Annotated in this window: 9 protein-coding genes; 5 read left to right on the top strand and 4 right to left on the bottom strand. The window is 35.8% G+C overall.

The window, feature by feature from the left end; translation table 11 throughout:
- The first annotated feature begins 164 nt into the window (after positions 1 to 164).
- A complete protein-coding gene (locus tag F6K23_RS30980; RefSeq protein ID WP_293163170.1) occupies positions 165 to 1,964 on the top strand; it encodes a M61 family metallopeptidase in 1,800 nt (599 codons plus the stop codon).
- Between the two features lie 460 nt (positions 1,965 to 2,424).
- On the opposite strand, the gene F6K23_RS30975 is transcribed toward F6K23_RS30980, so the two are convergent.
- Positions 2,425 to 3,525: an acyl-CoA dehydrogenase family protein gene (locus F6K23_RS30975; RefSeq protein ID WP_293163168.1), complete on the bottom strand. Its 1,101-nt coding sequence runs from the start codon at positions 3,523 to 3,525 to the stop codon at positions 2,425 to 2,427.
- A 243-nt stretch (positions 3,526 to 3,768) separates the two neighbouring features.
- On the opposite strand from F6K23_RS30975, the gene F6K23_RS30970 reads away from it, so the two are divergent.
- From F6K23_RS30970 to F6K23_RS30960, 3 genes are all read left to right on the top strand, one after another.
- Complete coding sequence (locus tag F6K23_RS30970; RefSeq protein WP_293163166.1) at positions 3,769 to 5,088, top strand: tetratricopeptide repeat protein; 1,320 nt, start codon at positions 3,769 to 3,771, stop codon at positions 5,086 to 5,088.
- Positions 5,089 to 5,264: 176 nt separating this feature from the next.
- Positions 5,265 to 5,618 (top strand): hypothetical protein, encoded by a 354-nt coding sequence (locus F6K23_RS30965; RefSeq protein ID WP_293163164.1) that lies wholly within the window; start codon positions 5,265 to 5,267, stop codon positions 5,616 to 5,618.
- A gap of 55 nt (positions 5,619 to 5,673) precedes the next feature.
- A complete protein-coding gene (locus F6K23_RS30960) occupies positions 5,674 to 6,054 on the top strand; it encodes a hypothetical protein (RefSeq protein ID WP_293163162.1) in 381 nt (126 codons plus the stop codon).
- Between the two features lie 136 nt (positions 6,055 to 6,190).
- Here F6K23_RS30960 and F6K23_RS30955 read toward each other — a convergent pair whose 3' ends face one another.
- Together F6K23_RS30955 and F6K23_RS30950 are read right to left on the bottom strand one after the other, a co-directional pair.
- Positions 6,191 to 6,523: a hypothetical protein gene (locus F6K23_RS30955; protein ID WP_293163160.1), complete on the bottom strand. Its 333-nt coding sequence runs from the start codon at positions 6,521 to 6,523 to the stop codon at positions 6,191 to 6,193.
- Between the two features lie 186 nt (positions 6,524 to 6,709).
- Complete coding sequence (locus tag F6K23_RS30950; protein ID WP_293163158.1) at positions 6,710 to 7,378, bottom strand: DUF3747 domain-containing protein; 669 nt, start codon at positions 7,376 to 7,378, stop codon at positions 6,710 to 6,712.
- A gap of 2,059 nt (positions 7,379 to 9,437) precedes the next feature.
- Between F6K23_RS30950 and F6K23_RS30945 the strand changes: the two genes are divergently transcribed.
- Positions 9,438 to 11,354 carry an AAA-like domain-containing protein gene (locus F6K23_RS30945; protein WP_293163156.1) on the top strand — a complete coding sequence of 639 codons (1,917 nt, stop codon included), beginning with the start codon at positions 9,438 to 9,440 and terminating at the stop codon, positions 11,352 to 11,354.
- A gap of 726 nt (positions 11,355 to 12,080) precedes the next feature.
- Here the strand turns inward: F6K23_RS30945 and F6K23_RS30940 are convergent.
- Positions 12,081 to 13,478 carry a Rieske 2Fe-2S domain-containing protein gene (locus F6K23_RS30940; RefSeq protein ID WP_293163154.1) on the bottom strand — a complete coding sequence of 466 codons (1,398 nt, stop codon included), beginning with the start codon at positions 13,476 to 13,478 and terminating at the stop codon, positions 12,081 to 12,083.
- Between the last annotated feature and the right edge of the window lie 1,087 nt (positions 13,479 to 14,565).

Here is a 14,565-nt window from a genome sequence, read left to right as displayed (position 1 = left end):
CATATTTACAAATTACAAGAACTGTCCAATAACTAAAAGTCTTATACTATCGTTTTTTTATTCCCGCTGTTGCCTGTTGCCTGTTGCCTGTTGCCTGTTGCCTGCGCACAGCGCTATATATACTAAAATCAAATGGAAATAGTTAATATCAAAAATAAATAACCATGACTGAAGCTAGAGCAGTATCCCTCAGTCCCACCATTAAAAAACCAGCAATTCAATATCAAGTATTTATGCCTCATCCAGAATCTCATCTGTTTGAGGTTAGTTTGCGCGTCAAATTTGAACAACTATCTCCTTCATTTCAAAAAGCTGGAAAACTGGATTTAAAGATGCCAGTATGGACACCAGGTTCTTACTTAGTTAGAGAATATGCTAAACATTTACAAGATTTTTGTGCTTATAGTGAAAATGAATGTTCTTTACATTGGCAAAAGCTCAGTAAAAATCATTGGCAAATAGAAACTGCTGGAAATTCTGAAGTAATAGTACAGTACAGGATATTTGCAAATGAATTAACGGTACGCACTAATCATTTAGACTCTACACATGGTTATTTTAATGGTGCAGCTTTGTTTTTTGATATTCCTGGAGCTGAGAAAAATTCGATTTGGATAAAGATTATTCCACCTAAACCTGATTGGAAAGTAGCGACTTCTTTACCAGAAATTCCAGGTTCTGATAATACATTTGAGGCAGTAGATTTTGATACTTTAGTAGATAGTCCTTTTGAAATAGGTACTCATCAATTATATCAATTTGAAGTACAAGGAAAAGCACATCAGTTAGCTATTTGGGGAACAGGTAATGCGGAACCAGAAAAGTTAATTCCAGATATTAAAAAAATTATTGATATGGAAGCAAACTTTTTTGGTGGTTTACCTTATGAAAAATATCTATTTCTATTGCATATATCTGGACAGGGGTTTGGTGGTTTAGAGCATAAATTTAGCTGTACTTTAAATTATCCTAGATTCAGTTTTAGGAGTAAGGAAAAACGCGATCGCTTCATGCAATTAGTCGCCCATGAATTTTTTCATTTATGGAATGTTAAGCGCATCCGACCTAAAGCTTTAGAAGTATTTAATTATGAACAGGAAAACTATACTCCTTCTCTATGGTTTTGTGAGGGTACAACTAGCTATTATGATTTATTAATTCCTTTCAGAGCTGGTGTTTATGATGTTCAAACTTTCTTACAAGGATTAGGGAAAGAAATTACACTTTTCCTAACAATAATAGGACGAAAGGTACAGCCCCTAAGTGAGTCTAGTTGGGATGCTTGGATTAAACTTTATCGTCGGGATGCTAATAGTAATAATTGCCAGATTTCTTATTATTTAAAAGGAGCAATGGTATCTTTATTACTCGATTTATTAATTAGGGAAAAACATCAAAATCAATACTCTTTAGATGATGTAATGCGCCGAATGTGGGAGCAGTTTGGTAAACCAGAAATAGGCTTTACTCCCGAACAACTGAAAAGTGTAATTGAAGAAGTAGCAGGAGTAAATTTGGATGACTTCTTTGAGAGGTATATTCATGGTGTAGATGAGTTACCTTTTGATGAGTATCTCAAGCATTTTGGATTACGACTTAAGAGAGAAGACAATAAATGGCCGAATTTAGGGATGAATGTCACCACTAAAAATGGTAAAGAAATAATTAAATTTGTCGAAGCCCAAGGGCCAGCACAATTGGCGGGATTGGATGCAGGTGATGAGTTATTGGCAATAGATGGTTTTCGGGTAAGTGCAGATAAATTGAGCGATCGCCTCAAAGATTATCAACCAGGAGATTCGATTGAAGTGACGGTTTTTCATCAGGATCAACTTCTGACTCATAAGGTAATTTTAGCAACTCCTAGTCCTAGTAATTACCAAGTAGTACCAGTGAAAAACCCTACATCCAAACAATCAGAAAACTTTGCAGGATGGTTAGGAGTGTCATTGGAATCTATTTAGGGGAATAGGGAATAGGCAACAGGCAATAGTGGAAAAAGTTTTTGCTTGTAGTAGGGCTTTAGCCCGTTATACCAAATCTGGAGCCCGTGAGACCAAATCTGGTTATTATAGGGTAGTTACCAAAGTGCCAAAATTATTATCAGACAAGGGTTTTGAATTTTGTGAATATCTCCTTAATTAAACCAGATTTGGTATGAGATACCTATCTTATTGCTCAAACCCTACTACGAAGCTCTAACTTATAACTATTCAACCGGACATTATATAATATCATGTTCGGATAATTACTTATAATAAAATTTTTGTTTGTAGTTGGGCTTTAGCCCTTACAATACTTACTATTAGGGCTAAAGCCCAACTACGAGCCTAATTATAACTATTCAACCGGACATGATATAACTTCCTAATAGTTTGAAAACTCATTGGTAAAGGCTAAAGAATTGCAACTTAATCATTCATTCTAACAACCTAATACTTTGAGAGTGGCTTCCATAATATCTGTAGTTTGAGCTGAAACTGTATAGACTAAAGCCTCGCGATAAACTCGTTGCGCTCCATGATTTTTGTGATTAGCTGCACCACTAGAAACAGTAACAGCAGCAGCAGTACAACGTTGGGCTAAGTTAATAGCTGTTACTCTGAGGTGGAGTTTTGTGTCAAAATCTGTATCAGGATTTTTATTAGCTAGTTCTATAGAATTTCGACATTGATTAACTTCTGTTGTGAGGGAATGTATAGCATCTGTAATAAAAGCTAGAGATTTCTTTTTTGAAACTTCTTTTATAATATCTATACCTGCCAAAGCACATCCTAAAGCAAAGGGAGTAAAGCGTAATATTTTTTTTCTGTCGTTTTCTTGAATCCAATTTACAGGTTTAATAGAAACTAAATGTTCATTAGGTAAAAACCAATTTTTGACTGTAGCACTAACAGTATTAGTTGAATTAATAGCGCACAAAGGCATAACTTCTGAGAAAGTAATATTGCCGTTTGATTGCTCATTTTCAACAAAAGGCATCATAGCAAAAATTGCTCTGCCATCGGGTAATTTGGCTGCGATAATAAACTCCTGAAATATACCCCACCCACTTATCCAAGGAACAATTCCTTCTATATAATATCCACCTGTAGTCGGGAAAGCTTTGACTGGTGCTTCCCCAGAGCGTCGGAGTTGAGAAAAGCCTACTCCTAATAAAATTTTGCCGTGGCTCAAATGGGGTAAATATTGTTGTTGTAGTTGATAATTTTCACTTGCTGCTAATATTGCTCCTGCACTTTGATGTTGGGTTTGGAGAAAAGATAATGCACCAGAATATCTGGCTACAAGTAATTGATAATTAAAATAATCTTCTTGATTTAATTCTAAACCTCCCCACTTTTGGGGAACTTGTAGTGCTAATAAACCTGATTTTCCTAGAGTCATTAAAGCTGTTTTTAATGTTTCTCGATCGCTATCTATTTCATTAGCTAGGGGAGCTACGAATTTTTGTAAAATTGAAGCTTCAATTTGCTCTATATTTGGGATAATTTCTGAGTTTTTAGGAGGGAGTGAAATGGTCATTGACAAATCCTGAACGTTTTTTTACTTATTATATCAGAATTAATTTTCTTGCTTGATTTGAACAAAATTATCACTATTTTATCAATCTTTTTCCCTGGAGTAAAAGGAAATGAGCTAGACTGTCAGGAAAAAGGTTTTTTATCGCTAATTATCCAGAGATTATCAAATATAGTTGTAAAGATAGGATATAAATAGATATTATTTCTTGGACAAACTGCTAATATTCAAGGGAAATGTTAGGCGATGAAAATTACTCTTTTACAAAATTATCAAAATACTTTAGAACAGTCGTTAGAAAAATTAAAAACTTCTAGTACTCCACTATCAAAGCAGGAAGTTATCGAAATTTTATTAATTAGAGATGCTATTCATAAGGCTTTATCAAATAAAATTAAGCCTTCTGCTAATGCGATATTAAAAATTGAAGTATTAGACATAAAACTTAGAGAAAATGCTGAGAAATTAATTCAAGATATTAATTTAGCTGAATATCGAGAAAATTTTCCTAAAACCCCTAATGCTTGGTGGTGGTATTTAGATAATTATGTTGAGGAAAAAGCAAAAAAATTCCACCCTTGGAATCGTTTTGATTGGTTGGTGAGAGTAATCAGAGTTATTGTTTGGACAGGAAATTTAGCTCTTTTAGGAACCTTGGCTAGTCTTTTTCTGAGTAGTGCTTCGGGGTTAGGGGGTGCAGTAACTATTGCTATTCCTAGTATTTTATCTTTACTGCAAGCTCAAAGTGAGTTAACGGAAACGGGAAAAAAAGGGTTTGATAAAGTTTTAGATAAAGTCAAAATTCCTCAACATTTTCACGAGGAGGCAAAGCTTGTTTATAGTTTATTAATGACAGGATTGTTGTTAGTGATTTGGTTGAATTTACCATTTTTTTCTAATCGCTACAAACTGGCAGGTAAAAAATTACAAGAACAGGAAAAATTAGCTTCAGCAGAAGAGAAGTATTTACAAGCAATTAAATTAGATTCAGAAAATTTAGATGCTCATTATAAGTTAGCAACTCTCTACGAAGAATTACAAGATTTTTCTAATGCTAAGAAGCAATACATAATAGCAGCTAAAGGTGGGTTTCTAGATGCCTATAATAATCTTGCTTATTGGTACATTCGGGAAAATAAGAATGGGGAAGGAATAGATCTACTTAGACAAGGTTTACAACTTTTAGAGGAAAAAGAAAAGAATTTTGAGCAGTTAACGGATAAGGAAAAGCTGAATTTACAGACCCAAAAATATAACATATATAAAAATATAGGATGGGTAAGATTTAAGCAAAAGCGATATGATGATTCTGTAGCCTATCTTTTGCCTGCAATGGCGATTGCTAAAAATAGCAAATATCAGCAATATATCCGGAATCCAGGGACAGCCTTTTGCATCTACACTCAAATCTTGTCAAGGACAAATAAACCATCCTCTAAAGTCAAAGAAAATTGGCAACAATGTCGTCAATTAATTGAATCTCGTCTAGCTGCAGGTGAAACTATTAATTCTGAAGAAGATGAATGGTTATATGAGGCTAAACAACAATTAAAAATTAACAATTAACTGGCCAGGGGGAATTAATTATTAGTATGTCATTGGGACTGGGACGCAGTGAAAAGAAAAAATCTCAAGGGTTGAGGTTGATGCTCCATTTTGTTAGATAGTGAAGTCTATTCAAATCGTTTAATATTTAGTTTATTAATTAATTAGCTTTAAACCTTAATCATCAATTATTAATTATGAAACTGAATTGGAAAACGACAACCCAAGCTGCATTGACTTTAATACTTATGGGATGGATAACTCCTGTATTGAGCAGTCCCATTCATATCCTAATTGATGTTCAGGGGAATGTCCAAGTAAAAAAGGCACAATGGAAAGATTTTTATCAAGCAGAGTCTGGTATTACTCTCAGTGGTGAAGACGAAATTAAACTAGGAAGTAATGCTTCGATAACAGTTTATTGTAGTAATCAGAATCAATGGGTAATGGAGCAACCCGGAACATATCTTATTTCTCAGAAATGCCCTGAAGGAAAACCTGTTCCTGAATTATGTCCAGATTGTAACAACCGTGATGGAACTACTCGGTAGTACAATATCGTGTTTGTTAAAATACCTATTTTTGTATCTACAGTCAAAAGTAAAAATGGTAAGTTCTATGTTGAATTGTCGTTTTCCAATTCAAGCTACATTGACCTTAACACTTATGGGATGGGCAACGCCTGCGTTAAGTAGTCCCATTCATATCCTAATTAATGTTCAAGGGAATGTTCAAGTAAAAAAGGCACAATGGAAGGATTTTCATCAAGCAGAGTCTGGTATTACTCTCAGTGGTGAGGACAAAATTAAACTAGGAAGTAATGCTTCGGTAACAATTTATTGTAGCGATCGCAATCAATGGACAGAGAATCAACAAGGAACGTATCTTGTTTCTCAGGGATGTCCTGAAGGAGATGTTGTTATTAGATTATGTCCAGATTGTAATAACGAAAAAAGTCGCCCCCTTGTTTCAAAAGAAGAAAGGTGATTCAGCAGCAGAAATTAAGTCAGGAGCAAGAGGGGTTAATTTTAGCCTATTTTTACCGAGGAAATGAATTAAATTTTGAGCCCCTACTATTGCAACATTTTAGGCGTGTCACGCCACTACTGGACTTCTTCTTCAATTAATTATTTATTTGTAAATTTCTGTGGTTTTCTATGCGATCGATTTTTGCTGTTAATCTAGTTAAGTTACTGTCAATAATTCGTTGGTTGGTAACATGATCGTAAGCTTCCCATTCTTGAGTAACTTCTGTATCTTGCCAAATAAACCAGTTCCGATAAATTTCTCCACTATCAATATCGTTACATAGTGGCAACCAATCATCTCCTGTAAAATACTCTGTTTCTTGAATGACTAAATCTAGACCAATTAAAGTTAATAATGTTTCTAAATTATTCAATTCTGTCTGAGATGGTTTATGGGTTTTTCTATGGTTAATAAGTCTGATTTTCATGTTTTTTTATTGATTTTGTGAAAGAAAATTTTAATGTATAGCAGAAGGAAGAAGAAAGAAGGAAGAAGGAAGAAGGATAAAGTATTGCGTTAATGAATTCATCCATTTTTAAAATCTAGATTGTGTATTGAATATACATTTTTCAAGGTATATTAAAAATACTTCTGTAATTTCTGAATCTAAAGTTTATAATCCTTCTGCTATTGCTGAATTAGTATTATCATAAAACTCTAAACTATCTGGAATTTGAGCCTCAATCTCAGATATTCTTTGCTCAATCTCAGCTTGTTTAGCAGCAAAACTATCATAACTAAAATAAAAATGACCTAGAACTTTTCCTTGATAACTACGTTTGGTAAATTGCCAACCAGGTTCTAGAAAAATTTTCATCATTCCATTACTAAGTCCGCGACTTCTACCAATCAATTTTTTATCTCCTGTCAAGGAAATGCCAAATAATTTAATTTCACCACCAACGTTTTGCAAAATTAATCTATGACTAACTGATAAATCATTACCATCTACTCGAATTGAATAACCATTACTATCAGTAGCTCTTCCACAAATGCCAGAAAAATTAAAGTCTAACAGCAAAGGTTCAACTAAAATTGGATATAATCCTGCTTCACTTTCACTCCAGCAAGATTTTTCATTAGAACGCTGCTCTAAAATAATTAGTTTATAACCAGAATATCCGTTTAGATCGCTCAGAGGCATTGCCATGGCAATAACTTGATTTTGGTCAATTTCTACCTCGTCAAAAGTAAAATTTGCTTGGGCAGATGTCGCAGTATTAAAAGTAAAAAATATTGTGCTAAAAATAGTTAAAATGGAACGATGAAAAATATTTTTCATTGGCTTGCTCCCTGTTTTGTGTTTCTCTAGATACTTTAAAAAAATCAGCTTTTTTTTGTAGAGAACATTAGGAATTTAATTAAACCAGCTTTAAAAAAATCTAGAAAAGCCTCAATTATGTTAGGCAGTATAGTTTCGAGATAAAAGCAGTTAAAATGTTGTTAATTAGTTAACTTCCTTAAATTAGAAAGAGTTATCTATCTTCGTTAAAGTAGCATTCAGCAATCAGCTTCTCAAGGTGTATAATGGAGGTTTGAGTCCCCATTCACAAGCATCACGCGCTTTTTTATCAAAATAATTGGGTCTAATATCATGTCCGGTTGAACAGTTATAAATAAATAACGACGGAGGAGTCAGGAGTCAGGAGTCAGGAGTCAGGAGGGAAGAAAGAAGAAGTAAGAAGAAGAACTGGAGTTGAAGGAGAAAGTTTTTTATCACGCTCTTATCCGGACATGATATAAAACTCTGCCTTTTAAAGCGAAATATTTTTGGAGAGTTGCTCACGCATCCCCTACTTCCCCTCCTGGGAGGGGGAGGGGCGAGGGGTGGGTTAACTTCTGTAGGGGCGAACGGCCGTTCGCCCCTACTGAGTTCTGACTTCGTTAAAGTGGGGGAGTCAAACCCTTGAATTTTGGCGTTGCTGAATTGAAGTATGAATGTGCGATTGTTTGGTTCTGGTCAAGCCCCCGCGCATCCCCCAATTTTGAGGAACTTTTAGAGTTTTATTCCCCCCAATTTTGGGGGGCTAGGGGGGCTTGCATCATACCTAGAATCAGCAACGCCTGAATTTTTAGCTGACCGCTATTTGCGTTTACGTAGCATTTTGTAGAAAAGTATTCCGGAACAGAAAAGCTGATAGCTAGTTAAAATCATTTACAGCACTTTTGAGGAAGCGTGAGGTACAGTGATAAGACTATTTATTCGTATATTTCCTGTTCCCAGCTCCGGTGTTCCCTAATAACTTCTGACTTGTGACTTGTGACTTGTCACCCCGTGAGGTGGGGGACTCAAACTCTTGAATTTTTAGCTGACCGCTATTTGCGTTTGCGCAGCATTTTGTAGAAAAGTATTCCGGAACAGAAAAGCTGATAGGTAGTTAAAATCATTTACAGCACTTTTGAGGAAGCGTGAGGTACAGTTATAAGACTATTTATTCGTATATTCCCAGCTCCGGTGTTCCCTAATAACTTGTGACTTGTGACTTGTGACTTGTCACCCCGTGAGGTGGGGGACTCAAACCCTTGAATTTTTAGCTGACCGCTATTTGCGTTTGCGCAGCATTTTGTAGAAAAGTATTCCGGAACAGAAAAGCTGATAGGTAGTTAAAATCATTTACAGCACTTTTGAGGAAGCGTGAGGTACAGTACTTTTGAGGAAGCGTGAGGTGCAGTTATAAGACTATCTATTCGTATATTTCCTGTTCCCAGCTCCGGTGTTCCCTAATAACTTCTGACTTCTGAGTTCGTTAAAGTGGGTGACTCAAACCCTTGAATTTTTAGCTAACAGCTATTTGCGTTTGCGTAGCATTTTGTCGAAAAGTATTCCGGAACAGAAAAGCTGATAGCTAGTTAAAATCATTGACAGCACTTTTGAGGAAGCGTGAGGTACAGTTATAAGACTATTTATTCGTATATTCCCAGCTCCGGTGTTCCCAGCTCCGGTGTTCCCTAATAACTTCTGACTTCTGAGTTCGTTAAAGTGGGTGACTCAAACCCTTGAATTTTTAGCTGACAGCTATTTGCGTTTGCGTAGCATTTTGTAGAAAAGTATTCCGGAACAGAAAAGCTGATAGCTAGTTAAAATCATTTACAGCACTTTTGAGGAAGCGTGAGGTACAGTTATAAGACCAGGACTTACGCAAATTTTTAGACAATACGCTATCTGTAGAGGGCGAATGCCATTCGCCCCTACTAGATATGGCTGTTATGCGTAAGTCCTGAAGACTATTTATTCGTATATTTCCTGTTCCCTGTTTCCTAGAGCAATAAAACTTTATACCTCATCAACTCGATAACTGCTGTAAAATAAATAACAATAAAAATACAAATAGGAAGAAAAAGTGGAAAAAAAATCAAAGCGCGATCGCGGACGAATTCTCACAACTTCTGGACTGAAAAAACTGAATGAAGCTATTGAAGAATGGAAACAACAGTACAACCTCAGAGCTACTCTTGCAGAAATTGAAGCTGAGTCTGGGGTGGGTTCGGACACCATCAGTAAAATTAGACAAGGGCGAGTGGGTGCAGACTTGAGTAAAATTCAACAGCTTTTTGCTTCCTTTGGTCTGACATTAGATGAAGCAGACCACCGTTCGGGAAAACAGAGTCAACCTTCAAGTGAAACAGAACCCATTGGAGAACTTTTGCCACTGCTCAATAACGAAGAAATAGTGAGTCACAATAGTTCCCAAGTTTTCATCAGTTATTGCAGTCAAGACCCGGATCGAGAATTGGCACGACAATTTGAAACGGCGTTGAATGCTGCTGGTCATCAGGTTTTTATGGCAGCAGACCGCATCCGTTTGGGAGAAAATTGGTTTAGGCGTATTAATGAAGAGTTGAAGCGGTGTGACTACTTACTGTTATTTTTGCCTCCCCAGTCCGTGCAAAGTGAGTTACTGACCTATCAAGTACAACTTGCAAGGGAGTTACAATTTTCCCGACCCAACCGTAAACCTGTAATTTTGCCGATACGGGTGGGTTTTTCCCTGAGTACACCCCTCAACCACGATCTGCGGGGTTATCTCTATCGCATTCAACAACGAGAGTGGCGATCGCCTGAAGATAGTGTGGTTATTCTGAGGGAAGTTTTGACTCTTTTAGCTACTCCACCGGAGAATATTGCGTCGGAAGTAGAGGAACAACAAGAGACTTTACCTGCTGAAGAAATTAGTAGCATTGCATCAACAAATAGCGCTCCTTTACCCTCTGCTGAACCTGAAATACCGGGGGGACAAATTGATGTGGCATCTACTTTTTATATTGAGCGTCCACCTATTGAAGAACGTTGTTATCAAGCTATTTTGCAACCAAGTGGGTTGGTTAGAATTAAAGCGCCACGACAGATGGGTAAAACTTCTTTAATGGCAAGAATTTTACACCATGCTACGTTGCAAGGATATCGGACTGTACCTTTGAGTTTTCAGTTAGTAGATAAAGAGGTTTTTAGTAATCTTGATAAATTCTTAAAATGGTTTTGTGCTTATGTGGGACGAGAGTTACGTTTGCCTAATCAATTAGATGATTATTGGGATGATATTTTTGGTAGTAAAGTTAATTGTAAGGATTATTTTGAAAAGTATTTATTGGCTCAAATAGATAATCCTTTAGTGTTGGGTTTAGATGAAATTGATAGAGTTTTTCAATATCCTGATATTGCCGAAGATTTTTTGGGATTATTACGAGCTTGGCATGAGGAATCAAAGCGACGAGTTATTTGGAAAAAATTGCGATTATTGGTAGTACATTCTACGGAAGTTTATATTCCCATGAATATTAATCAATCTCCTTTTAATGTTGGGTTGCCTATAGATTTACCAGAGTTTAATTCACAGCAAGTTCAGGATTTAGCATCGCGACATAATTTGAATTGGTCGGAGTCAGAGGTTGATAAATTAATGTCAATTGTTGGCGGGCATCCTTATTTAGTTAGGGTGGCTTTATATCATATTTCTAAACAAGATTTAACTCTGGAAGATTTGCCAGAAAATGTAACTGCTGAAACGGGAATTTATAGCGACCATTTGCGACGACATTTGTGGAATTTAGAAGAATATCCAGAGTTAGCTGAAGCGATGAAAAATGCGATTTCTGAAAATTATAATGGGCAGTTAACAGGAATGTTAGGTTTTAAGTTAGATAGTTTAGGTTTGGTGAAATGGCAGAGTAATAAATGTTATCCCAGATGTGAGTTATATCGTCAGTATTTTCAAGCGCATTTGTTATCGGAGAAGGAAGAAGGAAGAAGTAAGAAGTAAGAACGAAGAAGGAAGAAGTAAGAAGGAAGAAGGAAGAAGGTGTTTAGTTATAAATAAACGATGGAGTCCTCAGGAGTCAACTCACCCCTAACCCAACCCACCCCTAACCCCTCCCAGGAGGGGAACGACCGAGTCAGGAGGAAATAAAGAAGGAAGAAGATGTTTATTTATCTAGGAAAGAAGGGAGTTTAGTTATTTAGGAGAGAAGGAAGAACTCAAGGTACTGGTGGATTATAATGGTATAACTAGTGGGAGCATCTTGCTCCCGTTTTAATTATTTTGATGTGCTCCTGTTCTAACTGTTGCTTGCTCCCGTTTTAATTATTTCGATGTGCTCCCGTTCTAACTGTTGCTTGCTCCTGTTTTAATTATTTCGATGTGCTACGCAAATAGATATTTCTAAGTCAAAAGTAGTAATAGCAGTTGCTATAGTATTATAGCAGTCGAAGGAAAGGTGAGGATATCGGGTAATTATGATGATTCATAACGCGAGCAAGATGCTCGCACTAACAACGCCAGATTTTTCCTTCTTCCTTCTGCCTTCTGCTATAAACTATGACTATGGCAGTCTTTCTTCTTGCCGCCATATTTGATATAGCAATGTGCGCTAGTATATTTACAAATTACAGGAACTTTCCAATAGCTAAAAGTCTTATATTATCGGTTTTTTATTCCCCCTGTTGCCTGTTGCCTATTGCCTGTTGCCTGCGCACAGCGCTATATTTCCTAATTATCTGATAAATTTCTAGGTGGAGTTTCTCGACCTTGATAAAACTGTTTTTCTAATTGATTTAACCCTAACCAAGAAACAACTCCAACAGGTAAACTTAAAATCATAAAAATCATCCCAATTATATTTAAATCTTCCAAAATTAACAGTAATAATAGGATAATCATCAACATAGCTGAAGTAGCAATTATTATTCCTATTTTAATTCGTTGTAAATTTTTTAAAGCATTGCGACAACTACTACATTTTTTGGTATGAGAATGATATCTGTCTAATAATATTTCTGAAGAAAGAGCAGGACTTAAACTTGCATTAGGAAATAACTGAGCATTATATTTATTCACCCAAGAACGCAATTCAAATACAAATAAATCTGCTTTTGTCGGTAAATAAAAAGCCTTTGAAAAATTTCCACTACCACCTTTTGCTTCCAAATACCGTTCCTGATGATGTAAAAATATTTGGTCATCTTCCAATACTCCATTTTGCCCAATATGAGAATACCAACGAGGGCTTAACTGAATAAAAAATTTGGGAAATGGAGAAGAAAACTTAAAAGGAAAACGAGCAAATAAACGACATTCTCCTTTCCGAATAGGTGTTGCATATACAACTGTTAATGTACGACCAAATTGTTTAGAAGTAAGGTCGTGCCACATCATTCCAGGAGCCATAAAAGTAGTTTCTTGTCTTCCCAAAGTTCCCTTTCTCGGACCTTCTTCCCAGACTCCTTTAAACCCCCACTTTCCTGATTCTACTACTTCTAATTCTACAGGAGCAACATTAGCACGGTTTCCCACAGTACGATGATGAGTATAAGGAATATGACTAGCATCTAAAACATTTTCCATTAATGTTAAAGCATCATAAGGTAAATCTCGAAAAGTATTTAAACAAACCCATTCATTAGAACTTTCATCTAAAACATCAACTGTAGGAATAGGTGTTTGATCGGCATTTTCTACTTTTCCTGCATAGACAAATAAAAGACTTTGACAGACTTTTGTAGGTAGAAATTTAACCGTTGCTCTTGATGATTTTTCTGCCTCTCCTCCTTCTTTTTGTTGAGGAATAATTTCACAGTTTCCTCTGCCTGAAAATGCCCAACCATGGTAAGGACATTCTAAACATCCAGCTTGATTAATTCTACCTTGAGAAAGGGGTGCTAAACGATGAGGACATTGGTCTTCAAATACTCGCCATTGATGGTTTTTTTCCTCCCACCAAATCACAATATCTCGTTCTAATAATGTAAAAGGTGTAGGTTTAGTTTTGTCTAAATCTTCTACATAATGAACTGGATACCAAACTTCTTGCCAGTCAAAATATTCTGGGTCAGTTCCACCTGCACTTAAAGGTATATTGTGGGAATTTTTTACAGTGTTAGTAATCATCAGAATGTTAATTATTTTAGTTAAGGTAATTAGTATAATATAGTTTTATATCCAAAGCAGAGGGCAGAGATAATCACTTACCGAAAAATTGTGGGTATGCGCCTCCCCTTTTAATATCAAATCCGTTTAATTCGGTATAAAAAAATGTTCCATCACAAACGCCATTGCCAAATCTTTTCCCTACTCCCCTACTTCCCTACTCCCCTACTCCCCTACTCCCCTACTCCCCACACTAATTACACCAATGCTACCGGATTTGATATAAGGGGATAATAAAAAAAATTTTCATCTCTTTGTCAATCCTCTTCTTTTCAAGGAGAGGTAATTATTCATTATTCATTATTCATTATTAATTGTTGAATAGCCCTGTTCAATATTCTCCTGTGGCAGCCTCCATTTGCCATCTAATCCGCAAGCTCATTTAATTATTTCAGGACTTACCCATGAAGTAAAAAAAAACTAGGATTTGAAATTGCTTCCCTGTTGGTGGCAATGACGAAAATCGGTTGTACTGCGTAAGTCCTATATTTATTAATATTAATATAATTTCTTCTGAGGGTGATAATTTGGGTTATCTACTACCTCCTGCTGCAATAATTATGACTTTTTTAAATTGAGATAATTATTGTATATTATTGTGCATTTTGATGTTATTTATTTCCTTGTCTTAATAGCTCTTATATTTGTTCATATTTAATCCCTAATAAATGTTGTGTTTATTGGGGAGAGTTTGGGATATTTTAGAGTATATTATATCATGTCCGTTGGTATCGTTTGTGTATAAAGTTGGGGAAATATCTAGCGCCATATAAGGTTTTTCCTTCTCTTAAAGCTTCTTCCTTCTTCCTTCTTCCTTACCTTCTCTATACAATACCGATGCTACCGGACATGATATTACTCATTCATTAATTGATCATGGAACATGGATAATTACCTCTGGTTAAAACCGTTATTGATTGAATTTCAGGAAATATTATTTCTTTATTTTCCCCTTGAAAAGAGAGGCTTCAAGGCGCGAATTATTTAATTAGAGTTGTTGGGAATTAAGCCAAAAAAATGGCTAAAACCCTTATTAGTCAAAGTTTAT

Source organism: Okeania sp. SIO2C9, assembly GCF_010672455.1.
Taxonomy (GTDB): Bacteria; Cyanobacteriota; Cyanobacteriia; order Cyanobacteriales; family Microcoleaceae; genus Okeania.
Note: the sequence above shows the minus strand (reverse complement) of the source record. Positions and strands in the feature narration are given on the sequence as shown.

What these genes read in the sequence shown, in the direction of transcription:
- F6K23_RS30960 (WP_293163162.1), top strand. Translation starts at nt 5,674, where the DNA reads ATGGTAAGTTCTATGTTGAATTGTCGTTTTCCAATTCAAGCTACATTG.
- F6K23_RS30965 (WP_293163164.1), top strand. Translation starts at nt 5,265, where the DNA reads ATGAAACTGAATTGGAAAACGACAACCCAAGCTGCATTGACTTTAATA.
- F6K23_RS30975 (WP_293163168.1), bottom strand. Translation starts at nt 3,525, where the DNA reads ATGACCATTTCACTCCCTCCTAAAAACTCAGAAATTATCCCAAATATA.
- F6K23_RS30940 (WP_293163154.1), bottom strand. Translation starts at nt 13,478, where the DNA reads ATGATTACTAACACTGTAAAAAATTCCCACAATATACCTTTAAGTGCA.
- F6K23_RS30980 (WP_293163170.1), top strand. Translation starts at nt 165, where the DNA reads ATGACTGAAGCTAGAGCAGTATCCCTCAGTCCCACCATTAAAAAACCA.
- F6K23_RS30970 (WP_293163166.1), top strand. Translation starts at nt 3,769, where the DNA reads ATGAAAATTACTCTTTTACAAAATTATCAAAATACTTTAGAACAGTCG.
- F6K23_RS30955 (WP_293163160.1), bottom strand. Translation starts at nt 6,523, where the DNA reads ATGAAAATCAGACTTATTAACCATAGAAAAACCCATAAACCATCTCAG.
- F6K23_RS30950 (WP_293163158.1), bottom strand. Translation starts at nt 7,378, where the DNA reads ATGAAAAATATTTTTCATCGTTCCATTTTAACTATTTTTAGCACAATA.